This window comes from Comamonas kerstersii, from assembly GCF_008801935.1.
Lineage (GTDB): Bacteria > Pseudomonadota > Gammaproteobacteria > Burkholderiales > Burkholderiaceae_C > Comamonas > Comamonas kerstersii.
On sequence record NZ_VZOT01000014.1, the window covers coordinates 42,873 to 68,584 of the forward strand.

24 protein-coding genes and 1 tRNA gene are annotated in these 25,712 nt (G+C 61.3%); 13 read left to right on the plus strand and 12 right to left on the minus strand.

The window, feature by feature from the left end:
* Positions 1-46: 46 nt before the first annotated feature.
* The 6 genes from F7P80_RS14485 to trpE form a co-directional block, all read right to left on the minus strand.
* The gene (locus tag F7P80_RS14485; RefSeq protein ID WP_151045705.1) at positions 47-766 is read right to left on the minus strand and encodes a uracil-DNA glycosylase; all 720 of its coding nucleotides are present in this window, start codon (positions 764-766) and stop codon (positions 47-49) included.
* A gap of 242 nt (positions 767-1,008) precedes the next feature.
* Positions 1,009-1,809 carry an indole-3-glycerol phosphate synthase TrpC gene (gene trpC / locus F7P80_RS14490; RefSeq protein ID WP_054065006.1) on the minus strand — a complete coding sequence of 267 codons (801 nt, stop codon included), beginning with the start codon at positions 1,807-1,809 and terminating at the stop codon, positions 1,009-1,011.
* Positions 1,810-1,878: 69 nt separating this feature from the next.
* Positions 1,879-2,913 (minus strand): anthranilate phosphoribosyltransferase, encoded by a 1,035-nt coding sequence (gene trpD / locus F7P80_RS14495; protein WP_054065005.1) that lies wholly within the window; start codon positions 2,911-2,913, stop codon positions 1,879-1,881.
* A 147-nt stretch (positions 2,914-3,060) separates the two neighbouring features.
* On the minus strand, positions 3,061-3,642 hold the full coding sequence (locus tag F7P80_RS14500; RefSeq protein WP_058879947.1) for an aminodeoxychorismate/anthranilate synthase component II: 582 nt from the start codon (positions 3,640-3,642) through the stop codon (positions 3,061-3,063).
* A complete protein-coding gene (locus F7P80_RS14505; RefSeq protein ID WP_077345441.1) occupies positions 3,639-3,989 on the minus strand; it encodes a chorismate mutase in 351 nt (116 codons plus the stop codon). The genes F7P80_RS14500 and F7P80_RS14505 overlap by 4 nt, the downstream gene beginning before the upstream one ends.
* On the minus strand, positions 3,986-5,485 hold the full coding sequence (gene trpE / locus F7P80_RS14510; protein ID WP_151045707.1) for an anthranilate synthase component I: 1,500 nt from the start codon (positions 5,483-5,485) through the stop codon (positions 3,986-3,988). Before trpE ends, F7P80_RS14505 begins: the two co-directional genes overlap by 4 nt.
* Before the next feature lie 416 nt (positions 5,486-5,901).
* Here trpE and F7P80_RS14515 point away from each other — a divergent pair, with 416 nt between their 5' ends.
* Positions 5,902-6,516: a chalcone isomerase family protein gene (locus F7P80_RS14515; protein ID WP_151045709.1), complete on the plus strand. Its 615-nt coding sequence runs from the start codon at positions 5,902-5,904 to the stop codon at positions 6,514-6,516.
* Between the two features lie 77 nt (positions 6,517-6,593).
* Here F7P80_RS14515 and speE read toward each other — a convergent pair whose 3' ends face one another.
* The 3 genes from speE to rpe form a co-directional block, all read right to left on the minus strand.
* A complete protein-coding gene (gene speE, locus F7P80_RS14520; protein ID WP_151045711.1) occupies positions 6,594-7,829 on the minus strand; it encodes a polyamine aminopropyltransferase in 1,236 nt (411 codons plus the stop codon).
* A gap of 157 nt (positions 7,830-7,986) precedes the next feature.
* Positions 7,987-8,709, minus strand: a complete 723-nt coding sequence (locus F7P80_RS14525) for a phosphoglycolate phosphatase (protein ID WP_151045713.1) — start codon at positions 8,707-8,709, stop codon at positions 7,987-7,989.
* A gap of 126 nt (positions 8,710-8,835) precedes the next feature.
* A complete protein-coding gene (gene rpe, locus F7P80_RS14530) occupies positions 8,836-9,519 on the minus strand; it encodes a ribulose-phosphate 3-epimerase (RefSeq protein ID WP_054064998.1) in 684 nt (227 codons plus the stop codon).
* A 30-nt stretch (positions 9,520-9,549) separates the two neighbouring features.
* On the opposite strand from rpe, the gene apaG reads away from it, so the two are divergent.
* From apaG to F7P80_RS14575, 9 genes are all read left to right on the plus strand, one after another.
* A complete protein-coding gene (gene apaG / locus F7P80_RS14535) occupies positions 9,550-9,966 on the plus strand; it encodes a Co2+/Mg2+ efflux protein ApaG (protein WP_151045715.1) in 417 nt (138 codons plus the stop codon).
* The gene (locus tag F7P80_RS14540; protein WP_151045717.1) at positions 9,967-11,931 is read left to right on the plus strand and encodes a site-specific recombinase; all 1,965 of its coding nucleotides are present in this window, start codon (positions 9,967-9,969) and stop codon (positions 11,929-11,931) included.
* Between the two features lie 178 nt (positions 11,932-12,109).
* Entirely contained in the window at positions 12,110-13,363 is a 1,254-nt protein-coding gene (locus tag F7P80_RS14545) for a cation:proton antiporter domain-containing protein (RefSeq protein WP_151045719.1), read from the plus strand.
* Positions 13,364-13,367: 4 nt separating this feature from the next.
* Positions 13,368-14,492 (plus strand): YbdK family carboxylate-amine ligase, encoded by a 1,125-nt coding sequence (locus tag F7P80_RS14550; protein ID WP_077345439.1) that lies wholly within the window; start codon positions 13,368-13,370, stop codon positions 14,490-14,492.
* A 102-nt stretch (positions 14,493-14,594) separates the two neighbouring features.
* Positions 14,595-15,563 (plus strand): thiamine-phosphate kinase, encoded by a 969-nt coding sequence (thiL, locus tag F7P80_RS14555; RefSeq protein ID WP_151045721.1) that lies wholly within the window; start codon positions 14,595-14,597, stop codon positions 15,561-15,563.
* A gap of 32 nt (positions 15,564-15,595) precedes the next feature.
* Positions 15,596-16,150, plus strand: a complete 555-nt coding sequence (locus F7P80_RS14560) for a phosphatidylglycerophosphatase A family protein (protein WP_151045723.1) — start codon at positions 15,596-15,598, stop codon at positions 16,148-16,150.
* A 3-nt stretch (positions 16,151-16,153) separates the two neighbouring features.
* Positions 16,154-16,651, plus strand: coding sequence for a CinA family protein (locus F7P80_RS14565; protein ID WP_151045725.1), 498 nt, complete (start codon positions 16,154-16,156; stop codon positions 16,649-16,651).
* A gap of 280 nt (positions 16,652-16,931) precedes the next feature.
* Positions 16,932-18,113 (plus strand): nuclear transport factor 2 family protein, encoded by a 1,182-nt coding sequence (locus F7P80_RS14570; RefSeq protein ID WP_151045727.1) that lies wholly within the window; start codon positions 16,932-16,934, stop codon positions 18,111-18,113.
* Positions 18,113-19,366 carry a L,D-transpeptidase family protein gene (locus tag F7P80_RS14575; RefSeq protein WP_151045729.1) on the plus strand — a complete coding sequence of 418 codons (1,254 nt, stop codon included), beginning with the start codon at positions 18,113-18,115 and terminating at the stop codon, positions 19,364-19,366. The genes F7P80_RS14570 and F7P80_RS14575 overlap by 1 nt, the downstream gene beginning before the upstream one ends.
* 70 nt (positions 19,367-19,436) lie before the next feature.
* Here F7P80_RS14575 and F7P80_RS14580 read toward each other — a convergent pair whose 3' ends face one another.
* Entirely contained in the window at positions 19,437-20,915 is a 1,479-nt protein-coding gene (locus tag F7P80_RS14580; protein WP_151045731.1) for a SulP family inorganic anion transporter, read from the minus strand.
* A 323-nt stretch (positions 20,916-21,238) separates the two neighbouring features.
* Positions 21,239-22,063: a YecA/YgfB family protein gene (locus F7P80_RS14585; RefSeq protein ID WP_151045733.1), complete on the minus strand. Its 825-nt coding sequence runs from the start codon at positions 22,061-22,063 to the stop codon at positions 21,239-21,241.
* Between the two features lie 190 nt (positions 22,064-22,253).
* On the opposite strand from F7P80_RS14585, the gene F7P80_RS14590 reads away from it, so the two are divergent.
* The 3 genes from F7P80_RS14590 to F7P80_RS14600 all read left to right on the plus strand — a co-directional run bounded on the left by F7P80_RS14590 (position 22,254) and on the right by F7P80_RS14600 (position 25,113).
* Positions 22,254-23,969, plus strand: coding sequence for an FMN-binding glutamate synthase family protein (locus F7P80_RS14590; RefSeq protein ID WP_151045735.1), 1,716 nt, complete (start codon positions 22,254-22,256; stop codon positions 23,967-23,969).
* 86 nt (positions 23,970-24,055) lie between these two features.
* Positions 24,056-24,847, plus strand: a complete 792-nt coding sequence (locus F7P80_RS14595; RefSeq protein ID WP_302409034.1) for a BUD32 family EKC/KEOPS complex subunit — start codon at positions 24,056-24,058, stop codon at positions 24,845-24,847.
* A gap of 189 nt (positions 24,848-25,036) precedes the next feature.
* A tRNA-Met gene (locus F7P80_RS14600) sits at positions 25,037-25,113 on the plus strand.
* A gap of 167 nt (positions 25,114-25,280) precedes the next feature.
* Here F7P80_RS14600 and F7P80_RS14605 read toward each other — a convergent pair.
* Positions 25,281-25,712: transposase (locus F7P80_RS14605; protein ID WP_151045737.1), on the minus strand; the 432-nt coding region annotated here is incomplete at its 5' end.

The window sequence follows — 25,712 nt, forward strand, 5'->3', positions numbered from 1 at the left end:
TGCGCTGCAAGCCTCTACACCAAGCGCCTTCGGGCGCTTTTTGCTTTCAATACCCGTGCCGCTCCCGAAACGCCTTGGCCTGCCCGAAGTGGCCATTGCCCATAAACGGCACCGGCGGGCGCAGGGCGGACAGCGGCGAGGGGTGGTTGCTCATCAGCACCAAGTGGCCGCGGTCCTGCGGGATCAGCACACGCTTGGACTGGGCGTGGCTGCCCCAGAGCATGAACACCGTGGGTCTGCCCTGCTGCGCCACATACTGAATGATGCTGTCGGTCAGCACTTCCCAGCCTTTTTTGCTGTGGCTGGCGGCCTGGCCTTCTTCCACCGTGAGGCAGGTGTTGAGCAGCAGCACGCCGTTCTGCGCCCATTTCACCAGTGAGCCGCCGGGGTTGGGAAACGGTGGAAAGGGCACGCCCAGATCGCGCTGCATTTCCTTGAAGATGTTCTGCAGCGAAGGCGGCAGGCGCACACCGGGGGCGACAGAAAACGCCAGCCCTTCGGCCTGCCCACGGCCGTGGTACGGGTCTTGCCCCAGAATCACCACACGCACATCGTCAGGCGCTGTCAGCTCCAGCGCACGCAGGGGCTGAGGCGGGAAGATCACCGCCCCGTCATCGAGCCGCTGCTGCAAAAAGTCCAGCACCTTCTGCCCCAGGGGCGAGAAAAAGAAACTGTCGACCAGTTCCTGCCAGCCCGGCGCAACAGGCCAGTCGCTGGGGTTGGCGCTCATCAATTGCGTAGCTGCTTGCGCTGATGAATCGGTCATTTCAGGCCACTTTCTCTCTGAAAACAAATAAAGGCAAGCGCGAGATGCTTCTTTTATGAAAGCATTCCACACTTGCCTTGATCGTAACGCGCTGGCTCATGGCCTACCTTAAGAGCCGCTCACGCTACCCAGTCAACCGCAGGTTGACGTTGGAGACGAGGCGTGCAGCCGCAGGCAGTACAAGTCGTACGACAAGGCTGCGCAACGACGTATCCAGGGTTGCATGAGGGGTCTCCAGGCGTTTAGCCAAACAGCTTGGCCAGTGCCTCGCCAGGATCTTTGGCGCGCATGAATGTCTCGCCCACCAGGAAAGCATCAATGCCTGCATCGCGCATGGCCTTCACATCGTCCTTCGTGGCAATGCCTGATTCAGTGACCAGCAGGCGATCGGCTGGCACGTCTTTTTTCAGCGCAATCGACGTCTGGATATCGACCTCAAACGTGCGCAGATTGCGGTTGTTGATGCCCACCAGCGGGGTCTTCAATTTCAGCGCACGCTGCAGCTCTTCGCCGTCGTGCACCTCGACCAGCACGGCCATGTCCAGGCTGTGGGCAATCTGCTCCATCTCGGCCATCTGCGCATCGTCCAGACAGGCGGCAATCAGGAGCACGCAGTCCGCGCCCATCACGCGCGATTCGTAGATCTGGTAGGGGTCGACCATGAAGTCCTTGCGCAGCACCGGCAGCAGCGTGCTGGCGCGGGCCTGCTTCAGAAAATCTGGCTCGCCCTGAAAGAACTGGCGGTCCGTGAGCACCGACAGGCAGGCTGCGCTGATCTTGCCGTTGCCCACCATGTAGCTCTGGGCGATGTCCACGGGGTCAAAGTCTGGGCGGATCACGCCCTTGCTGGGGCTGGCTTTTTTCACTTCGGCAATCACGCCGGCCTGGCCCTGGGCGATTTTGGCGCGGATGGCGCCCACAAAGTCACGCGTAGAGACGCGGCTTTCGGCATCGCGGCGCATTTCCTCGAACGCAATGGCGCGCTTGGCAGCGGCGACTTCCTGGACTTTGACGTCGCAGATTTTTTTCAGGATATCGGACATGGTGTGCTTTCTGTTCTGGGGCCGCGCCCGGGGGCATGGCGATGCGGGCTATTGTCTGCGCTCTGGCGTTCAGGCGGACAGCTGGCTGCTGTAAGTCACCAACGCGTGCAGCTTCTTCAGCGCTGCGCCACTGTCAATCGCAGCCTGCGCACGCTGCAGGCCCTCTTCAATGCTGGACGCCACATTGGCCGCATACAGGGCCGCACCAGCGTTCAGGCAGACGATGTCACGCGCGGGGCCTTGCTCACCCTGCAGCACGCCCATGAGCATGGCTTTGGAGTCTTCCGGCGTTTCCACCTTGAGCGCGCGCGTGCCTGCCATGCGCAGGCCAAAGTCTTCGGGGTGAATTTCGTATTCACGCACCACGCCGTTCTTGAGTTCACCCACCAGCGTGCCTGCGCCCAGGCTGATTTCGTCCAGCCCATCGCGGCCATAGACCACCAGTGCATGCTCGGCGCCCAAGCGCTGCAGGGCTCGCACCTGGATGCCGACCAGATCTTCGTGGAACACCCCCATGAGGATGTTGGGGGCGCCCGCCGGATTGGTCAGGGGGCCGAGGATGTTGAAGATGGTGCGCACACCCAGCTCCTTGCGCACGGGGGCCACGTTCTTCATGGCAGGGTGGTGGTTGGGCGCGAACATAAAACCGATGCCCACATCACGGATGCAATCCGCTATTCGTGAAGGGCTGAGGTTGATGTTCACACCCAGCGCTTCCATAGCATCCGCGCTGCCGGATTTGCTGCTGACGCTGCGCCCGCCATGCTTGCTCACTTTGCCGCCTGCGGCCGCAATCACAAAGGTGGCGCACGTCGAGATGTTGAAGGTGTTGGCACCATCACCGCCGGTGCCGACGATGTCCACCAGATGCGTCTTGTCGTGCACCTGCACCTTGTTGGAAAACTCGCGCATCACCTCTGCTGCTGCGGTGATTTCGCCAATGGTTTCCTTCTTCACGCGCAGGCCGGTGATGATGGAAGCCGTCATCAAGGGCGACAGCTCACCGCGCATGATCATGCGCATCAGCTCCAGCATTTCGTCGTGGAAGATTTCACGGTGTTCAATCGTGCGTTGCAGCGCTTCCTGGGGGGTGATCTTGGTCATGGCACATCCTTTGCTATTTCTTTAGAAGCTGCTTGCGCTTGCAATACCTGGCTTTTAGATATTTATTGCTTTCAAATCCAATAAAAACCAGCGCTGGCAGCTATCAAAAACAAAGGCCGCCTGCATGCAGCAGTGCGGCCTTGGGGCTTACTTCTGGTCGAGAAAGTTTTTGAGCATGGCGTGGCCGTGCTCGGTCAAGATGCTTTCGGGGTGGAACTGCACGCCCTCCACGGCCAGCGTCTTGTGGCGCACGCCCTGGATTTCGCCGTCCTCGCTGGTCGCGGTAATTTCCAGGCAATCCGGCAGCGTGTTTTTATCAATCACCAGCGAGTGGTAGCGGTTCACCGTGAACTGCTTGGGCAAGCCCGCAAACACGCCTTGCTGGTCAGTGGTGATGACACTGGTCTTTCCGTGCATTTGCTGGCCCGCGCGGATGATGTCGCCCCCAAAGGCCGCACCAATGCTCTGGTGGCCCAGGCACACGCCCAGCACGGGCAGCTTGCCCGCAAAGTGCTGGATGGCAGCCACTGAAATCCCGGCCTCTTTGGGAGAGCTGGGGCCGGGCGAGATCACCACGCGCTCCATGCCTTGTTCAGCCACCAGCGCAATCACTTCTTCGAGCGTGATTTCGTCATTGCGCACCACGGTCACGTCAGCCCCCAGCTCACCAAAGTACTGGACGATGTTGTAGGTAAAGCTGTCGTAGTTGTCGATCATCAGGAGCTTCATGCCTGTGCTCCTTCGCTCTTCTTGGGCTGCAGACCTGCAGCACGCAAGCGTGCCAGTTCCTGGCGTTCGTAATCGATATAGCACTCCATCATCGCGCGATAGATGCGCTCAATCAGCTCTGGGTTGCCGCCCTGTGCCTCCGCCATGGGGCGTACGCGATCGATGATGGCCTGAATGCGTGCCTCATCACGCACCAGGTTTTCGTCGTTTTTGACCTTGGCGGCCTGTGTCATGTAGCCGCTGCGCTCCACCAGCAGAGGCACCAGAATGTCATCCAGCGCATTCACACCGGCACGCACCTCTTGCATGCTCTGGCAGTCTTTGACTTTGTCGATAGCTCGCATCATTCCAGGCCCTCCTCTACCAGTTCTGCCGCACGCAGCAAGGCACGCGCCTTGTGCTCGGTTTCGCGCCATTCCATTTCAGGCACGGAATCAGCCACCACACCGGCAGCCGCCTGTACGTACAAATGGCCGGCCTTGATCACGCCGGTGCGAATGGCAATCGCCATGTCCATGTGACCGGCAAAGCTCAGGTAGCCCACCGCACCGCCGTAGATACCGCGCTTGGTGGGTTCGAGCTGGTCAATGATTTCCATGGCATGCACTTTGGGCGCACCCGAGAGCGTGCCTGCGGGAAAGGTGGCCTTGAGCACATCCATGCTGCTCATGCCGTCCTGCAAAATGCCTTCGACGTTGCTCACGATGTGCATCACGTGGCTGTAGCGCTCCACCACAAAGGCTTCGGTCACCTTCACGCTGCCAGTCTTGGCGATGCGGCCAATGTCGTTGCGCGCCAGGTCAATCAGCATCACGTGCTCGGCGCGCTCCTTGGGGTCGGCAATCAGCTCGGCCTCCGTCGCCTTGTCTTTCTCGGGCGTAGAGCCACGTGGGCGTGTACCTGCCAGCGGGCGGATGGTGATCTTCTGCCCTTCTTCCACCTGCTCCTGACGCACCAGAATCTCGGGGCTGGAGCCCACGACCTGGAAGTCACCAAAGTTGTAGAAGTACATATAGGGCGAGGGGTTGAGTGAGCGCAGCGCACGGTACAGGCTCAGCGGCGACTCGGTGTAGCGCTTGTGGATGCGCTGGCCGACTTGCACCTGCATGAATTCGCCGGCAGCAATCAGCTCCTTGGCGTGCTCGACGGCCTTGAGGTAATCCTGCTTGGCAAAGCTGCGCTCGGCGGGGTGGCTGTCACCGCCCTTGATCTGCGGCACGCTGACCGAATAGCGCAGCTGCTCCTTGAGCTGGCGCATGCGCTTTTTGCCCTTGCTGTAGGCCTCGGGCTCAGCCGGGTTCACATAGACGATGAAGTACAGCTTGCCCGAGAGGTTGTCGATGACAGCCAGCTCTTCGCACAGCAGCAGCAGGATGTCGGGCGTACCCAGCGTGTCGGGCGGGCATGTGGCTTCGAGCTTTTTCTCGACATAGCGCACCGCGTCATAGCCAAAGTAACCGGCCAGACCACCACAAAAACGCGGCAGACCCGGCACCAGCGCCACTTTGAAGCGCTTCTGGTAGTCCGCAATAAAGTCCAGCGGATTGCCGGCGTGGGTTTCCACTACGGTGCCGTCGGTCACGACTTCCGTCTTGGCCGCAGCCCCAAAGCCGCTGGCACGCAAGAAGCTGCGCGCGGGCAGACCGATAAAGCTGTAGCGGCCAAAGCGCTCGCCACCCACGACGGATTCCAGCAAAAAGCTGTATTTGCCATCGCCCTGGGCGTGCGCCAGCTTCAGGTACAGCGAGAGCGGGGTTTCCAGATCGGCAAAAGCCTCTGTCACCAGAGGAATGCGGTTGTAGCCTTGGCTGGCCAGGCTTTTGAATTCAAGTTCTGTAATCACAGAGCAGGGTTCCCGGTGGGGCAACGCACTGCGCAGGTTGTCTTTGGTAAGGCAGGCGCTGCGATTCATTCAAACCATCCGCGGCGGTGGCGGACATGGGCGCGCCCTATGCTTTGCGGGCGCAATCAGACGGTCATAGCTGCAGGCTTACGCCAGGGCCAGGCTCCCCGGTCCGCGCAACCTGTGATGAACGTGTAGTGAATGAACATAGCGAACGAGTGTAGCGCATGCAGGAGCGAATGCCCATATGTCGGCACCTGCACGTGGATGATGCCGCTCGTCGCCAATTCAGTGTTAGCCCTAAAGTGGTTTTCCCGTGGAATCCATGCTTTGCCGTTGTGCGCATCAGGCCTGCACATCACAATGAGATACACAAAAAGCACGATCGTGCGTTTTCTCATTACATGGAGGACACCATGCGCACTGCCTGGGACTTGCTTCGCTGGAGTTTTGTGAGCGTGTTTGCAGCCCTGTCATGCTGGGTACTGCCCAGCTGGGCGCAGACGGATGATTCGCCTGCCCTGGCCACCCACCCCAAGACCGTAGAAGTGGCAGGCCAGAGCCTGCAGCGCAACGGTGCGGGCATTCGTACCAAGGCCATCTTCAAGGTCTACTCTGCCGCGCTGTATCTGGAGCAGCCTGTCACTTCACTGGACGAAATTGCCCCGCTGCAAGGCCCCAAGCGCATGGCCGTGCGCATGCTGCGCACCATCAATGCCTCGGAGCTGGGCAAGCTGTTTGCCCACGGCATGCAGGACAACATGGACAAGCAGCAGTTCTCCAAGCTGGTGCCCGGTGTGCTGCGCATGAGCGAGGTCTTCAGCCGCCACAAGGAGCTCAAGCCCGGCGACCAGTTCACCCTGGACTGGATACCCGGCAAAGGCATGGTGCTCAGCGTCAACGGCCAGCCCGAGCCTGCGGAATTCCCCGAGCCTGAGTTCTACCAGGCCATGCTCGGCATCTGGCTGGGCCCCAAGCCTGCTGACGCCCGCCTGAAACGGGCTTTGCTGGGCGAGCAGCGCATCGAATAAGCCCCGCGTTGTCACACGCTTCCATGCAAACAGCCCCGCCATGCGGGGCTGTTTTTTGCGCTGTGCATGTCCTGTGCTCAGGCCACCAGATCGCGGTAGTAGTTGGGCAGCGCAAACAGGGCGCCGTGCACTTCAGGGTTGTAGTACTGCAGCTCCTTCACACCACGTGCCTGCAGGCGCTGTTGCACGGTGGCGGCATCGAGCGCCTTTACATCCAGCGCATTCGAGCACACGGCCATGCCCCAGTACGCACCGTACAGCGGCACGTACACGCCATAGCAGCACACATGCTTGAACAGGCCGCGCAGCGTCTGGCTGAGCTGGCGTACCTGCTCGGGGTGGAAGATGGGGCTGCCCAGGTGCAGCACCAGGGCACCATCGGGCGTCAGCACGCGTTGCATGCGCTGCAGCGCTGGCGTCTGATAGAGCGGGCTGGCAGGCGTGTCGGGGTCGGTCAGGTCCATGACCAGCAGGTCAAAGCGCTCCTCGGTCTGGTCGATCAAGGCCATGCCATCGCCAATGCGGATCTGCAGGCGCGGATCGTTCCAGACATTGCGGTGCACTTTTTCCAGCTCCGCCTTGCTGGCTGCAATCACCGCCTCATCCAGCTCGGCCAGCACCACGCGCTGCATGGTGCTGTGCTTGAGCAGCTCTTCAGCCATGCCACCATCACCGCCGCCAATGATCAGTGCCTGCTTCGGCGCTGGATGGGCAATGGCTGCGGGGTGCGCCATGCACTCGTGGTAGAAAAATTCATCGCGCTCACTGGTCATGAAGTGGCCATCCAGGCGCATGACACGGCCAAAGCAGGCGGTTTCCATCATCTCCAGCGTCTGGAAGGCGGTCTGGCGGCGCTGCACATGGCTGGCTCGAAAGCCAAAGGCTGCGTCAGGCGTGAGCTGCTCCATCACCCAGGGGTACTGACCCACGCCATCGGTGGCGATATGACCGCGCCACAGCTGCTGACGCACGGCATGCTTGGGCTGCAAGGCTTGCACTACGCCTTCCATCAATGCCTGCGCCTTGGGAGAGTTGTCTGCCGAGAAGTTGCAGACATAGACATCAATCGTCACATTGCCAGTTTCTGGCCAGGTGTGAATGGCCAGGTGAGACTCTGCCAGCAAGATGGTGCCTGTCACGCCGCCTGGCTGCCCCTGCCAGTCCGGAAACTTCACCCAGCGTTCATCGACCAGGGTCAGGCCCGAAAGCTCCGTCTGATTGCGGCACAGTGCGGCTATCGCATCTGCATCCAGCATCAACTGTGAATCACAAGCGCATTGGTACAAATCTGCCGTCAGATGCAAACCTTGCATGGCGTCTAATCCTCCCAGTGACTGTGCCGCGGGTGAAGAGCTTCTCCCCCGGACATTTAGACAAATTTTGAATAAGCAAAAGCCTGCAATGGTAATAAAAAAACGCGCCTTCTACAGAAGGACGCGTTTTCAGAGTTTTTGCACCAATTTGGCACCATCACTGCGCAAGAAGCTGCGTGATGCTGGAAATATGCCCATCTGCAGCGACCTGCTCCACAGGCTGACCATGGTTGTAGCCATAGGTCACCAGCACCACGGGACACCCCGCAGCGCGGGCTGCCTGCGCATCATTGCTGGAATCTCCAATCATCAGCGTGCGCGCAGGTGCTGTGCCCAGCGCTTCACAGGTTTTGAGCAGCGGCAGCGGGTCTGGTTTTTTCCTGGCAAACGAATCACCACCAAACACCTGCTCAAACAGGCCATCCAGCCCCTTGGCCGCCAGCAGCGGGCGCGTGAAAGACAGGGGCTTGTTGGTCACACAGGCCAGACGCAGCCCAGCGCGTTTCAGCCCCTGCAGTCCTTCCAGCACCCCGGGATAGACGCGGGAATACTGCCCGTTGATCGACAGGTAATGGAACTCATAGCGCTGCAGCGCCTGCGCAAAACGCTGCTGCACGGCTTCGGCCAGTGCTTCCTGCGACTGCCCGGCCTGCTGCAGCACATGGGCCAGCACGCTGCGCAGCAAGTGCTCCGTGCCCTTGCCCACCATATGCTCAATGGCCTGTGCAGGCAGTGACGGCAAACCCAGGTCAGCCAGCATGCGCGAGATAGCCTCGGCAAAGTCGCCAATGGTGTCCACCATGGTGCCATCCAGGTCCACGATCGCCGCATCCAGTTCCACCGCTTGCGTCGCAGCGCCAATTTTCAGCAACACCGACATATATTCCCTCAAAAACTATAGCATCCAGCGCTTATCTGACGGGCGCTAGATCCAAAAAAACACTATAAAAAAGGCCTGCAGATGCAGGCCTTGGAGAGCAAAACAGCGATCACCGCGCCGCGGCAATCAGGCTGCCAGATTGGCACGCATCTGGTCAATCACGGCCTTGTAGTCTGGCTTGCCAAAGATGGCACTGCCCGCCACAAAGGTGTCCGCACCGGCATTGGCCACAGCGCGGATGTTGCCTTCCTTGATGCCGCCGTCCACTTCCAGTCGAATGTCCTTGCCGCAGGCATCGATGCGCTTGCGCACGGCTTCGATCTTGCGCAGGGTGCTGTCGATGAAGCTCTGGCCGCCAAAGCCGGGGTTCACGCTCATGAGCAGAATCAGGTCCAGATCTTCAATCACCCAGTCCAGCACATCCAGTGGCATGGCGGGGTTGAACACCAGACCGGCCTTGACGCCGTGCGACTTGATGTTCTGGATGCTGCGGTGCACGTGGGGCGATGCATCAGGGTGGAAGCTGATGTAGTCTGCGCCTGCCTTGGCAAAGGCGGTCGCCAGCTCGTCCACGGGCTGGATCATCAGGTGCACATCGATGGGCACAGGCTGGCCTTCAGGCGTGACGGCATGAGGCTTGAGCGCCTGGCAGACCATGGGGCCAAAGGTGAGATTGGGAACATAATGGTTGTCCATCACGTCAAAGTGAATCCAGTCAGCGCCAGCTGCGACAACAGTGCGTACTTCCTCACCCAGACGGGCGAAGTCGGCGGACAGGATGGAAGGAGCGATACGGTACGTGGGGTTCATGCCGTCAATTGTCGCAGTTACCATAGCCACATGCCCAAATACGAGTTTCAGGTAGAAGCACAGGCCCAATACGAGGCCGAACAGTCCGCGCCTCAGCAAGGCCTGTTTCGCTTTTCGTACACCATCACCGTGACCAATACGGGAGATGCTGCCGCCCAGCTGATTGCACGCCACTGGTACATCACCGATGCCAGCGAGACACAGCAGGAAGTCCATGGACTGGGTGTTGTGGGCCGCCAGCCCTTGCTGCAGCCCGGAGAAAGCTTTACCTACAGCAGTGGCTGTGAGCTGCGCACCAGCTCCGGCAGCATCCATGGGCACTACCTGTGCGTGAGCGAAACCGGCGAAACTTTTGAAGCGCCCATCGCTCCTTTTGTGCTGGATGCCTCGCTGACCGAGATGCACCTGCACCGCATGACTTCCCCCTCTTCCCGCACCCTGCATTAAATGCCGCGTAAAACCCATGATCTCCCCCGCCTGCTGGCGGAACTTGACCCCAACGCAGAACTGGCACAGCGCCACCTGTGGCTTATTCATGTGCTGCAGTGGATTCGCGCAGCCCAGCCATCGGTGGAAGTGGCCGTAGGGCGTGTCGAGCAGCTGGTCAATGCCTTTGAAAACGATGCCGAGGCACACCAGCGACTGATGGCCTGGTGGCTGACCTTTATCGACCACGTAGACATCACCACGCTGCTGGCCGACTTTGGTTTTGCGCCACGCACCGCCATGATCACCGAGCTGGCAGAGCGCCTGCGCAGCAAGATCATGCCGGGCACACCAGAGACCATTGACGCCTCCGAGCTGTTTTCGATTGCCCTGCCTGATGAGTTTGATGCCCGCTGGCTCAACGCGCTGCCCGAGCCGCTGCTGCAGCGCATGGCACAGCTGCTGGCCCCGGCAGACAGCCAGGGTGCCAGCCACTGGCAGCACGCCCTGCTCAACGCCATCACCTACTGTGCAGGCCAGATGCTGGCCACCGGCTTTGCGCCCGAGCTGCGCCTGCGCATGAGCGAAGAAGCACGTGAAGCGCGGCCTTTCCATGACCTGATTCGTGACGTAGAAAGCCTGCGTGTGGAAGTGCTGCACGGCCTGCGCACCACCGACCGTCTGGAAGCTGCCGAGCGCCGCCTGCGTGAGCGGCTGGATGCCTGCCGCGCCGCCATTGGCACGGTCTACAACCACTTCGGTGATGAAGGCATCTCCGTGGGGCTGGTGTTCCGCCTGCGCCAGCTGCGCACCCGCATTGTGCGCATTCGCCAGCTGCTCGACTGCCTGACCAGCGAGCGCCCGGAGTACGAAGCCGTGCACCTGCTGGCAGGCTTTGTCAGCGTGGGGCGTGACCGGCGCAGTATCCGTTCGCTGATTTCCAGCAACACTTCTTTGCTGGCCGCCAAGGTCACAGAGCGCAGCGCGGAAACGGGGGAACACTACATCACCCGCAACAGCGCGGAATACCTGCAGATGGTGCGCCGCGCAGCAGGTGGCGGCATGGTCATGTCGGTCACCACCATGCTCAAGTTCGGCATTACGGCGCTGGCGTTTTCAGCCTTCTGGGGCGGTTTCTGGGCAGGCATCAACTACGCGGCCAGCTTTGTGCTGATTCAGTTGCTGCACTACACGGTGGCTACCAAGCAGCCTGCCATGACGGCCCCTGCCATGGCTTCCAAACTCAAGAACATCAACGAGCCCGGTGCCGTTGACAGTTTTGTGGATGAGGTGGCCAACCTCACCCGCACCCAGATGGCAGCCATTCTGGGGAATGTGCTCATCGTCTTTCCTGCCGCACTGGTGCTGGCCTTGGTGTACCAGTGGATCTTCCAGCACCCGCCACTGGACACCGAACACGCTACCTATGTCATTGAGTCGCTGGACCTGCTGGGCCCCTCTCTGCTGTTTGCCGCCTTCACGGGCGTGCTGCTGTTTGTCAGCAGCCTGATTGCCGGCTGGGTGGAAAACTGGTTTGTGCTCAACCGCCTGGACTCGGCCATGCGCTACAACCCGGCCATCACCCGCATGCTGGGCCAGGAGCGTGCACGGCGCTGGAGCCTGTTCTGGCGCAACAATATTTCCGGCTTTGCCGCGAATATCTCGCTGGGCCTGATGCTGGGGCTTGCGCCCTCGATTGCAGGGTTTTTCGGCTTGGGGCTGGAAGTGCGACATGTCACACTGTCTTCAGGACAGCTCGGGGTAGCCAGTGCTACCTTCGGTCTGGAAATCCTGCACGATGACGCATTCTGGTGGGCAGTTGCCATGCTGCCATTCAATGGTGCCATCAACGTTCTGGTGAGCTTCTGGCTGGCCTACAACATGGCGCTGCGCTCCCAGAACATCACCGGCGTGGAACGGTCGCGGCTGTATGCCGCCATTTTCCAGCGCCTGCGCAAGCGCCCGCTGAGTTTCCTCGCTCCCTGAGGAGCGGCTCACACCCTGCAAATCACTGATTTGCCAGCACGTTGCCGTGCGAAGCCACAGGGCCATGCCCCAGGCTTCGCCAGTGCGTGTCGGGTCTGGGTGAACGGTTTTTGATTCAGGCGCTCAGTGTGCTTCTCCTTGCTTGCGCATCATGAGGAGATACAACGAGGATGAAGGCATGAACCAAGATCCCAACTTCTGGACACAGTGGCTCCCCGCTTCGCTGGAGCTGCATACCCTGCAATGGGCCACCTTGCTGGCTGCCGCCGCACTGCTGGGCTATGTGCTGCAGCGCCACTGGCACATTCCCAAAGTGGTGGGCTATGCCCTCGTAGGTTCTGGCGCAGGGCTGCTGGGGCTGGGCCACACCCTGTGGCCCGTGCAGGGCGGCATTCTGCTGCTGTTGCAGCTGACCATGTCTGTGGTGCTGTTTGAGTGCGGCGGCCGCATCACGCTGCGCTGGTTCCGCCACAACCCCATGGTGCTGGTGCAAAGCCTGCTGGAAGCGGGGCTGACCTACGGCGCCGTGTTCTGGTCGCTGCGTGCCCTGGGCCTGGAATCCACGACCGCCTGCGCGCTGGGCCTGATTGCCATGGCGGCCTCCCCCGTCGTGCTGGCCCGCGTGGTGCAGGACATGCGCGCCAGCGGCCACGTGACGGACCGCGCACTGGTGCTGGCGACGCTGTCCACCCTCTACGCCCTGATGCTTGGCTGTGTACAGATGCAGTGGCTGGCACAGGATGCTGCAGCCCCCTGGTGGCAGGGTATCTGGCCCGCTGCACAGGTGCTGCTCAGTTCTGCTGCCGTCGCGCTGGTGCTGTGTGCCGTCATGCGGCTGGCCCTGAGCTGGATGAGCCCGCTGAGCGAAAGCACATCGCTGCTGCTGCTGTGCCTGATTGCGGCAGGAACAGCCATTGCCGAGCTGATCGGTGGCTGGGCACCGCTGACAGCCCTGCTGGCCGGCATGCTGCTCAAGCAGTGGCAGCTGCGCCCCTGGACCTGGCCACGCCAGCTGGGCACGGCCTCATCGCTGCTGTCCCTGCTGATGTTTGTGCTGGTTTCGGCCATTGCCGCGCAGGTGGCGTGGACAGCCTCCGTGGCCGCGGCTGTGGTGGTGCTCATCGTAGTGCGCCTGCTGGCCAAGGCAGTGGGCGTGGGGCTGGGCAATATGGGCAGCGGTGCCAGCTGGCGTCAGGCCGTGTGGGTGGCAGGGGCCATGATGCCCATGTCGGCCGTCGCCCTGCTGCTGACCCTCAAATTCATCGCCGCTGCGCCAGATGCGGCGCAGGCACTGATCGCAACGGCCATGCCCGCCATCTGGGTGCTGGAACTGGCCGGAGCCATCGCCGTAGCCCTGTCGCTGCGCCGTGCAGGGGAAACCGAGGCCCCGGCGCGCGTGCCAGTGGCCCAATCACCTCGCAGCGGAGACTGACAACATGCCACTGGAACACTTCTCCCCTTCCTTGCCCCTGACTCTGGGGGTAGAACTGGAACTGCAGCTGGTCAACACCCACGACTACAACCTGGCGCCCTACGCCATGGACATGCTGCGCCTGATGGAAAAACAGCAGCTGCCGGGCAGCGTCGTGCCCGAGATGACGCGCAGCATGATTGAGGTCTCCACCGGCATCTGCCACAGCGCGTCCGAAGTGCTGAGCCAGCTCACCCCCATTCGCAATGCGCTGGTGCAGTGCGCGGACAAGCTCAACATCGCTGTTGTCGGTGGTGGCACCCACCCGTTTCAGGAATGGCACCAGCAGCGCATCTACGACAAGCCACGCTTTCATGAGCTGTCGGCGCTGTATGGCTATCTGACCAAGCAGTTCACCATCTTCGGCCAGCACATCCACATTGGCTGCCCCGATGCAGACGCCGCCCTGCTCATGCTGCACCGCATGAGCCGCTACATCCCGCACTTTATTGCGCTGTCAGCCTCCAGTCCCTTTGTACAGGGGCATGACACAGCGTTTGACTCAGCGCGGCTGAATTCGGTGTTTGCCTTTCCGCTGTCAGGCCGTGCGCCCTGCGTGCTGACGTGGCAGGCCTTCGAAGCCTATTTCGACAAGATGACGGCCACCGGCGTGGTCAAGAGCATGAAGGACTTTTACTGGGACATCCGGCCCAAGCCAGAGTTCGGCACCATCGAGATCCGTGTGTTCGACACCCCGCTGACCATTGAGCGCGCCGCAGCACTGGCGGGCTATGTGCAGTCGCTGGCGGCGTGGATGCTCGATACCCAGCCCTTTGTGCCCACGGAAGATGACTATCTGGTCTACACCTACAACCGCTTTCAGGCCTGCCGCTTCGGGCTGGAAGCCGTGTATGTGGAGCCCGGCAGCGGCCAGCACATTCCGCTGGCCGAGCACATCCGCCAGACCATGGAACGCATTGCGCCCTACGCTGTGCAATATGGCGCAACGCCTGCGCTGCAGATGCTGCACAACGACGTGTCAACCAGTCACAATGACGCACGTTGGTTGCGGGAACGCCAGGCCCGGGAGCAGTTGCTGGGCGAAGTCACGCGTCAGGCCTCCCGGCGTTTTCGCGGCGAAGCCCTTTGAAAAGCAAAAACAGTAGCTGCTACGGCTTGAAAAACAACCACTTCAGCATACTTTCATGCTGAAAGCATTTAAAAATCAGCGCTAGGCGCTCCTATTTTCATCATGGGTGAATTTGAACTGATCCGCAGCTTTTTCCAGCGCCCGGTGCGCCGCTCCCCACTCGGCGTGGGTGACGATTGCGCGCTGCTGGCCCCTGCACCAGGCATGCAGCTGGCGGTCTCTACCGACATGCTGGTGGAGGGTCGCCACTTTCTGGCGGATGTGAACCCCCAGCTGCTCGGCCACAAGGCGCTGGCCGTCAACCTCAGCGATCTGGCTGCCAGCGGCGCCAAGCCACTGGCCTTCACGCTGGCGCTGTCCATGCCGCGTGCCGATGCCAACTGGTGCCAGGCCTTTGCCGAAGGCCTGTTTGCCCTGGCCGATCAACACGAGTGCGAACTCATAGGCGGCGACACCACACAGGGGCCGCTGAACATCTGCATCACCGTGTTTGGTGAAGTGCCTGCGGGCCAAGCCCTGCTGCGCCGGGGCGCACAGCCCGGAGATGACATCTGGGTCAGTGGCTCGCTGGGCGATGCGCGTCTGGCACTGGACGCCCTGCTGCGCCAGCATGCCCTGCCCCCCGCTGTGCTGAGCCAGGCTCGCCAGCGGCTGGAGCAACCCACGCCGCGCGTGGCACTGGGCATGGCCCTGCGCGGTATTGCCAACAGCTGCCTGGACATCAGCGATGGTCTGCTGGGCGATCTGGGCCACATTCTGGAAGCCAGCGGCGTAGGCGCACGCATTGATGCCAACATCACCCGCAACCTGCTGCAGGCCCGCCGCCACCCCATGATGGCGGCGCTGGCCATCAGCCGCATTGATGCCTGTACCCTAGCCGGTGGCGATGACTATGAGCTGTGCTTTACCGCACCCTCCAGCGCACAGGCTGCCGTGCGGGATGCCGCCGCACAGGCTGGTGTGCCCGTGACCTGCATTGGCCGCATCGAGGCCGAGCGCGGCGTTCGCGTCATGGCACCCGGTGGCCAGCAGCTGCCACTGCGCTTTTCCAGCTTTGACCACTTCGCCTGAAGCACCGCAGGCGCGACTTCTACAATCCGCCCATGGAACCTATTACCGATGTGGAGCCCAAGCACTCCACCGCAGCTGAAGGCGCGCCCATTCGCCCCACGGTGCGTTTTTTGCTGCAGCACCCTGCCCACCTGATCGCCATCGGCTTTGGCTCAGGCCTGAGCCGTGTCGCACCCGGCACCGTAGGCACGATGTGGGCATGGCTGGCCTATCTGGTGCTGCAGCAATGGCTGAGCACGGCACAGCTGGGCTGGCTGATCGCCATCAGCATTCCCGTGGGCTGGTGGGCCTGCACCGTCACCGCACGCCATATGCGCGTGCCAGACCCCGGCTCCATCGTCTGGGATGAAGTCGTCGCCATGTGGATCGTGCTGTGGCTGACCATGCCCATGGGCTTCTGGGGACAGCTGACCGCTTTTGCGCTGTTTCGCTTTTTTGATGCCGTCAAACCGCAGCCCGTCAAATGGGCAGATCGCCTGTTCAAGGGTTTGGGCCCCAAGGGCGGCTGGGGCATCATGTTCGACGATCTGGTCGCCGCGTTCTGCACCTTGCTGGTCATGGCGCTGTGGCGACACTTTGTGGGATAAGCCATGTCTTGCGACCCCAACCTGCTCCCCATCCTGCAGCAACTGGCCGATGCCCTCCAGCAGCGCGGCTGGATGCTGGCCACGGCAGAAAGCTGCACTGGCGGCATGATTGCCGCAGCCTGCACGGATTTACCAGGCTCCAGCAACTGGTTTGATCGCGGCTTTGTCACCTACTCCAACGACGCCAAAACCGAGATGCTGAGCGTGCCTGCTGCCTTGATTGCAGAACACGGAGCGGTGAGCGAAGCCGTGGTGCGAGCCATGGCAAAAGGAGCCATTACACATTCCAAGGCACAAGTGAGTGTGGCCGTCAGTGGTGTGGCTGGGCCTGGTGGTGGAACGCCGGAGAAACCTGTGGGGACGGTGTGGGTGGCGTGGCAAATAGCCGATCAGACTTATAGCCAATGCGTGCAGTGGGAGGGTGATCGATTGGCAGTACGCCAACAAACTACACACCATGCACTTCAGCAACTGCTGCTGTACTTGCTGCAGGCTCAATAAACCAGCTCTGCAGCACCGCCACAATTGAGCTGTGCACCATATTCAGCCCCCGCCAGCACTTGGGTCTTGAATCCGCCCAATCTTAAAAGTGCTCGGCACATTTCTGCACTGGTGGCTCAGCCAGCATCCTGGCAGCATCGCTGCCTAGTGCCCCATCTCACAGCCGCGACGCCATGGAGCCGTGTCAGCAATTACTCATAAAATCCGCGTCTTTGTAAGCATCTGTCTTACAAGAGACAATGCCAACCTTCTATCCACACCGTCCTTCGAAAGTGCATCCATGTTCCTAGCCTTTGTGCGTCCCTTGCTTGGCAAGCCTCTCGTGCGCTGCGCATGGCTACGCCCAATGTCCGTGGCAGCGGTCATGTGTGCTTCGCTACTCAGCCATGGGGGGGCACATGCAAGCCCTGCTGCCGTTGATGAAGTGCAGCAATTGATGGAAAAAGGGCAGCTCAGCGCTGCCGCCCAGCGTGTACAAGCCCAGCTCAAAAAAGACAGCAGTGATGTGCAGTTGCGGTTTCTGCAGGCAGTGATTGCGGCTGAGCAAAAAAAATACGATCAGGCCATCCGGCTGTTTACCGCGCTGACCCAGGACCATCCCACGCTGCCCGAGCCCTATAACAATCTGGCGGTCATTTATGCCTTCCGGGGAGAGGACCGCAAGGCAGCCCAGGTGCTGGAGCAGGCCATCCGCACCAACCCCAGCTACGCCACCGCGCACCAGAATCTCGGGGATGTCTATGCACGCATTGCCAATGAAGCCTATGCCAAGGCCTTGCAGCTGGACAATGCACAGAAAGCGGAAAAGCCCAAGCTGACGCTGATCTCCCGCATCGCCACACCTGCTGCCACGGCCAGCGCCCTGCCTGCCCCCACAGCAGCGGCTGTCACCATCGCTGCAGCCACAGCACCAGTGCCTGCTCCGGCACCTGAACCCGCACCGACTCCTGCACCGGCTGCTCCTATCACGACCACGCCAGCACCTGCAGAACCAGCAGCAACGGCTGCCCCCCCTGCAGCGCCTGCTCCTGAACCCAAGCCTGCTGCAACACCTGCCAAGGCTGCTGCAGACAGCGCCGCTGAGCACAATGCCCGCAAGGCACAGGCTGCCGAGCAGGAGCGCCAGGCCATGAAAGCGGTGGAAAAAGCTGTGGCTGCCTGGGCTTCGGCCTGGGAAAAACAGAACATGAATGCCTATTACGCGGCCTACAGCAACCGCTTTGACCCGCAAGGCATGAGCCTGTCTGCATGGAAAGCAGAGCGCAAAAACCGTATCGTTGGCAAGCCCGCCATCTCTGTGAAAATCAGCGACCTCAAGATCACTGTCAACGGAGACCGCGCCTCCGCCAGCTTTCGGCAGCAATATTCTTCTGGCGGCTACAGAGCCTCCACCAACAAGACACTGCGTATGCAAAACGAAGGAGGCAAGTGGCGCATTACTCGAGAAGAAACTGGCCGTTAATGTTGCGTAATTTGAATCTTTCACGCCTGCAGCGCAGCTTGCGCATGCTCTTCTCGGCACTGGTGATTGCTGGTACATGCACCGGGCTTCAGGCCGCGGACGACAGCAGCACATCGCCCGAACAACGCGTACAGGCTGAAAAGCGCCTGGTGGAAATCCTGGCGAAGATCGAGCGCCACGAAATCAATGAAGCCTTCCGCGCCGTCAAGGCATTGACGGAGGAAGTCCCGAACTTCCGCGCTGCACAGCTGCTGTATGCCGACATGCTGCGCCTGCGCACGGGCAGTGCCCCGATCGGCGAGCAGCTCGCACGCTCGCAGGCCACGCCCAGCAAACAGAACATTGGCGTTGCCGACAAGAACATTGCACCTGCCGAGTTCTACCAGGGCCTGCAAAGCGAGCTGCAGCGCAGACGCCAGGCCCTGCTGGATGCACCTCCGGTAGGCAAGATCCCCAGCAGCTTCATGCGCCTGAGCCCCAGCGTACGCCATGCAATTGCGGTGGATGCCAGCAAGTCACGCCTGTACGTGTTTGCCAATCGCCCAGAAGGCGTGCAGCTCATCAGCGACTTCTACGTCACCATTGGCCGCAACGGCGTGCACAAGCGTGTCGAGGGCGATCAGCGCACGCCGCTGGGCGTCTACTTTGTGGGCCGCCAGATCCCCGGCGAGAAGCTGCCTGACCTGTACGGCAAGGGCGCGCTGACCGTGAACTACCCCAATGACTGGGACCGCATGCTGGGCCGCACCGGCAGCGGCATCTGGCTGCATGGCGTGCCCTCGGACCAGTTTGCACGCATGCCCCAGGCCAGCGATGGTTGCGTGGTGCTCTCCAACCCTGACATCGCCTTTCTGATGGCGTCCATCGACCGGCGCACGCCCGTGCTCATCACGGAGAAGCTGGACTGGGTCGCGCCCTCATGGACGGAACACCCTGACAGCTTCACGCAGGAGCTGGAGCGCTGGCAAACCGCCTGGCAGCAGGGCGACACCAGCAGCCTCAAGGCGCTGTACAGCCCGGAGCTGACGGAAGATGGCGCGGCTTTCAACCAGCGCAAACGCCGTCTGCAGAGCATGGGTGCACTGTCTGACAAGGCCACCAAAGACGCATCGATCTACCAGTGGCAGGAAGATGCAGGAGAGATTCGCATCGTCAACCTGCATGTAGCCCAGGGCAGCACCGCCACCGTGCGCCAGTACTGGCGCAAGCAGGATGGCCGCTGGCAGATTTTTTCGGAAGACATGCTCAGCTGAAGCTGCGCCCGCTCCATAAACAAAGCCCGCGTCTGCGGGCTTTGTTTATGGGCAATCTGCAAGCCGTGCCTCAGGTCTTCATGCGCTGAATCAGGCGCTGGCTGTTGGCATTCATGCCCAGCAGCTCGACCGTGCAGCCATGCTGCTGCAGACGCTCCACCACCTTGTCCAGCGCGCCGATGGCGGTGATATCCCAGAAGTGTGCGCCGCTCACATCAATGCGCACAGGGCGCCCCGCCACGGCCAGCACATCAAACTGCTCGACCAGCGCATCGGCCGATGCAAAAAACACCTGCCCGCTCACATACCAGGTGCGCGTGCCCGTGGCTGCGTCGTCTTCGTGGCGTACCTGCAGCATGCCTGCGACCTTGAAGGTAAAGAACACACCAGACAGCAGCACCCCGGCGATCACGCCTGCCGCCAGATTGTGGGTAAAGACGGTGATGACCACGGTGGCCAGCATCACGGCACTGGACAGGCGTGGATAGCGCACCAGATTGCCGACGGACTTCCAGTCAAAAGTCGAGGCCGACACCATCACCATGATGGCCACCAGCGCCATCACTGGCACCTGCGACACCCAGGGCTTGAGCAGCACCATCAGCACCAGCAGAAACACGCCAGCGAACAGCGTAGACAGGCGGCCACGGCCCCCGTATTTCACATTGCCCACGGCCTGGCCGATCATGCCGCAGCCCGCAATGCCGCCAAACACGCTGGAGGCCATATTGGCCAGCCCCAGCCCCGTGCACTCGCGGTTCTTGTTGCTGGGGGTGCCCGTCATTTCATCGACCACGGCCGCCGTCAGCACCGACTCCAGCAGGCCGACCATGGCAATGGCCAGCGCAGGCAGCATGATGATGCGCAGCGTATCCAGCGTGGCGGGCACCTCAGGCAGGCCAAACAAGGGCAGCGCATCAGGCAGCTTGCCCAGATCAGCCACGGTGGCTACAGGCAGACCCAGCATGGAAGCCCCCACGGTGAGCAGCACCACGCAGATCAGCGGCGATGGAATCAGCAGCAGCGCCTTGAGCTGCAGGCGCTGCCCCAGCCATGGCAGACCGTAGATGATGAGCAACCCGGCAGCCAGCATGGCCCAGGTGGCCGTATTGGCGCCCTGCAGATGCGGCAGCTGCGCCGCAAAAATCATGATGGCCAGCGCGTTCACAAAGCCGGTGCGCACCGAGCTGGAGACAAAGCGCATCAGCATGCCCATCCTGCACAGGCCAAAAACGATTTGCATGGCACCGGCCAGCAAACCGGCCGCAAACAGATACTGAATGCCGTGCGAAGCCACCAGGGGCGCAGCCACCAGCGCCACAGAACCCGCAGCTGCTGACACCATGGCCGGACGCCCGCCAAACACGGCAATCACGATGCTGATCACAAACGAGGCAAACAGGCCCACCGATGGGTCCACCCCCGCCACAAACGAGAAGGCGATCACCTCAGGAATCAGCGCAAACGTTGCCACAGCACCGGCCAGCAATTCACGCGGAATGCTGGGCGCCCACTCCATGCGCAGCCGGTTCAGCAAAGACAAAGACATACAGAGAGCCAATCAAGCAATGAGGAACGTGATGGTAGAGCTTTGCCGGGCATCACGCCGACTTACAAAAACAAGAGCTGCCAGCGCTTGAAACACAAGGGATTCGGATAGAAAACTATCTCAAACCTTTGCAAATCAAGCGCTGGCAGCTCTATTTTCTGGAGTGCCAGAGCACTCAGAAGGGCTGACTCAGGCCATCCAGCGTTGCGGAAACCACGCAGCAAATCGAAGATTTGCGTTGGAGACGAGGCGCGAAGCCACAGACAGTACAAGGCGTACGGCAAGGCTTCGCAACGACGTATCCAGCGTGGGGTTCGCAGCGCTTACGCGCCGCAGCACTTCTTGAACTTCTTACCGCTGCCGCAGCTGCAGGGATCATTGCGGCCAGGCAGATCGCCCTTGACGATGGTCTCCACGCGGGGGCCCATGCTGCGCCACAGCTGGCGCAGGTCGTACACGGCCCAGATGGCTTCGCCAAAGGCGTCCAGACGGTCCTGGCTGGTCGATGCGGGGCCTGCTTCGTCATACAGGTTCAGCTCGGGCTCGCCATCGTCGTCTTCGGTCAGGTTGACGATGAACTCCATGGCTGCGTCCAGCATCTGCGCCGCTTCCTTGTCGCGGGGAGCGGCCCATTCCTCGGCCCAGTTTTCCACCACAAACATAAAGCCCAGCGCCCAGACCTGTGCCAGCGAAGGCACTTCCTCGTCCGCCAGCTCGGCACGCTCGGCCTCGGGCAGCAGCAGCAGGGCACCACGGGTGTCCATGATTTCAGGCTGGAAGGCGGCTTCGTCCTGCAGCGACTTGATGGGTGCATCGAGCTGCTCGCGGATTTCTGCCAGACGCAGCTGGGCCAGTTCCAGAAAGCGAGTCTGCTGTGCTTCGTCCTTGAAGACGTCCAGCTTGGGCAGGGGCTGGCCTTCGGCCACTTCCAGGGTCTCGCCATCGCCCAGCAGCATGGGCAGCCATTCAGCGACGGGAATCTCACGGCGTGTGCAAACCACAGCGGCCAGGAAACCATCACAGAACTCCCACTGTGGAATCTCATCTTCGCGGGTGCGCAGGTCTTCGAGCATGTTGTCCAGCTCTTCGAGCATGTCCGTGCTCAGCGCGGTGTGGGCTTCCACAGCTTGGTCTTCGGTGTTTTCCATGGTGTACTCAAAATAGTTAGCGGGCACAGGGCCCATGTACGAATTCGGCGGTCTCCTGCATGACGCAAACGCCGACATTCGCACAATCAGTGCAAAAGGGCGGGACATGCATGCCTGTGGCATGCGCGGCCGATGTCGGGCAGTGTAGTCCGTGCGCCAAGTCCGTGCCCGTTACACAGGAGTTGTCTGCATGTCCACTGGTTCTTCCTCTCGCGTAAGACTTTTCCCCATCCGCTACACCGTCTGGGCGCTGTGCATGCTGGCCAGCGTGCTGGGGCTGGCGGCGGCGCTGGCCTGGGGCGGCTGGTGGTGGCTGCTGCCTGCGGTAGCTATCGCCCTCAGCGCGCTGGGCTGGGTCGATGTGCAGCAGACGCGCCATGCCATCTTGCGCAACTATCCGGTCATTGGTCACATGCGTTTCTGGCTCGAATACATACGCCCCGAGATGCGCCAGTACTTCATCGAAGGCGACCATGAAGCCCTGCCCTTTTCCCGCGCCCAGCGCTCGCTGGTCTACCAGCGCGCCAAGGGCGAGCCAGACAGCCGCCCTTTTGGCACGCTGCTGGATGTGTCTGCCAATGGCTATGAATGGGTGAACCACTCGCTCACGCCCACCAAGCTGAGCACCCAGGACTTTCGCGTCTGGATTGGTGGCGAGCCCGGCCAGCCCCTGCCCGGCAAGGAGGTCTGCACCCAGCCCTACCACGCCAGCATCTTCAACATCTCAGCCATGAGCTTTGGCGCGCTCTCGGCCAATGCCATCCTGGCGCTGAATCTGGGCGCACGCACCAGCGGTTTTGCACACGACACGGGGGAAGGTTCGATCAGCAAATACCACCGCGAGCATGGCGGTGACCTGATCTGGCAGATTGCCTCCGGCTACTTTGGCTGCCGCAACCCCGACGGCACGTTCAGCAAAGAACGCTTCATCGAAAACGCACGCGACCCGCAAGTCAAGATGATTGAGCTCAAGCTCAGCCAGGGCGCCAAGCCCGGCCACGGAGGCATGCTGCTGGGCGCCAAGGTCACGCCGGAAATTGCCGCCGCCCGTGGCATTTCCGTGGGGCAGGACTGCATCAGCCCCAGCACCCACAGCGCGTTTCATACGCCACTGCAGCTGATGCAGTTTCTGGGCAGGCTGCGCCGCCTGTCCGGTGGCAAGCCTGTGGGCATCAAGCTCTGCGTAGGCCACCCCTGGGAATGGTTTGCCATGGTCAAGGCCATGATGGAAACCGACATCACGCCCGACTTCATCGTGGTGGACGGTGCCGAAGGCGGCACGGGTGCAGCCCCTGTCGAATTCACCGACCACGTAGGCGTGCCGCTGCAGGAAGGCCTGCTGCTGGTGCACAACACGCTGATCGGCGTGAACCTGCGCCACCGCATCAAGCTCGGAGCCGCAGCCAAGGTGATTACGGCGTTTGACATTGCCCGCATGATGGCGCTGGGCGCCGACTGGTGCAATGCAGGGCGCGGTTTCATGCTGGCGCTGGGCTGCATCCAGGCCCAGACCTGCCATACCGGTCACTGCCCCACGGGCGTCACCACACAGGACCCACTGCGCCAGAAAGCGCTGGTGGTGCCCGACAAGGCCACGCGCGTGGCCAACTTTCACCGCAACACCATGCATGCGCTCAAGGAGCTGGTACAGGCTGCCGGGCTGCACCACCCCAACGAAATCACGGCCCACCACATCGTGCGCCGCACCAGCGACTCGCAAGTCCACCAGCTGGCCAACACCATCTTGCGCGTACAGCCCGGTGCCCTGCTGGGCCCGCTGGACGAACAGCACAATGTGTTCAAAAACTACTGGCCCCGTGCCAGCGCGCAAAGCTTCCAGATTGCGCCCCCACCGCTGCAGCCCTCGGCTGCCGCCCCCAAAGAACAAGGCACAATCACCGGCTAGACCTTGGAGCGCACGCCTGCCTGGCGCTCGCGCTCATGCCCTGTTTGCTCTGCCCGACCGTGCCTGTGCCAGCTACCCACTCTTCCATGGATTACCTCGCTTTTCTTCAAGCCCATGTGCGCAGCCAGCCGCACAGCGTCATGCGCTATGACGAGGGAGAAGAAAGCCTGTGGGTCAAACGCGCAGGCGCACTCAACCCGCAGTGGCGCTACCGCGTGCTCGGGGCCTTGGCCCGCGTCTTCAAGATGCCAGTGCTCAGCCCCGTGCCCAACCCCGGCGGCAAAGTCGCCGTCGCCACCGAGGTGCGCCGCCTGCAGGACTTTGCCGCACGCGGCCTGCGTGCGCCACAGGTGCTGGCATCTACAGAGGATGGCTTTGTCATGCGCCACCTGGGCCAGCCCGGCGAAGACACTCCCAGCCTTGGCAATGCCATGGAAGACGCCATCGCGCGGGGCCCCAATGCCGTGCTGGCGCTGTGGAAGCAGGGTCTGCAGGCCATCAGCAAAGTCCACCGTGCAGGCTCCACACTCAGTCAGGCCTTTGCGCGCAACCTGGTGCGCTGCCCCGATGGGGTGATTGGCTATATCGACTTTGAGGACGACCCGGCCGCCCACCTGCCCCTGCCCATCTGCCAGGCACGGGATGCGCTGTGCTATGCCCACTCCACGGCCTGGATTCTGGCCAAGGCCGACGCGCTGGCTGAAGGCCGCAAACACTGGAAGGCCTGGGTGCAGACGCTGTCACCTGAAACCCGTGACGTGCTGCAGCACTCGATTGCCCGCCTGGCATGGGCCGGTCGCCTGCCCATGGACCGCAAGCTGGGCCGCGACGGCCAGCGCATTCGCATGGCTTTTGAGCTGATCCGCGCTGACCGATAACGCAGCTAAAAAAGATAGCTGCCAGCGCTTGCTGCATCAGCGCTAGAGCCCAAAAAACCTCTTCAAGCTGATATACCCCGCAAGTTTTTATGTCTTTCTCACCAAACAAGCGCAGGCACGTGAACACCGCAGTATGATTGCGCCCATCGGTTCAGTTGTTGCAGTGCAGCAGCCGACCATCAGAATTACCGCGAGGTGGAGCAGTCTGGTAGCTCGTTGGGCTCATAACCCAAAGGTCGTTGGTTCAAATCCAGCCCTCGCAACCACATAAAAAAGCCTTGGTGAATACATGTTCGCTAAGGCTTTTTTCTTGTCTATTCCTGCAGCCACAGGAAACATCCGACACGCTGCAACACCGCATGCCTGCTTGCTTTCAGCACTGAACACCACTGCTTGGGAGGGTGTCCGAATTTTTGTGTAAACGGTTCGGACGTCAGTTCGCGGAGAGTCCGTCTCCAAACTCAATCGTAAACCGATTCAAAGCTGCCTTCCAATCTCGGATGGGCATCGTCCACTTGCGGCTGATGTTGTGCAGTGCCAAGTAAAACAGCTTGAGCAGTGCCTCATCGCTGGGGAATGAGCCGCGACTCTTGGTGATCTTTCTCAAGCTCATGTTCACCGATTCAATGGCATTGGTGGTGTAGATCACCTTGCGTATCTCAGCCGGATAGTCAAAGAACGGCGTCAGGCGAGCCCAGTTCTTGCGCCAAGACTGGATGATGCTGGGGTAAGTATCTACCCATTTAGCCTCGAACTCCTGCAAGCATTGTTGGGCCTCTTGCACGGTTGCCGACTGGTAAATGCGGCGCAGATCGGCTGCTACTTGAGCTCGCTGCTTCCAGGGCACGTAGTTCAGGCTGTGGCG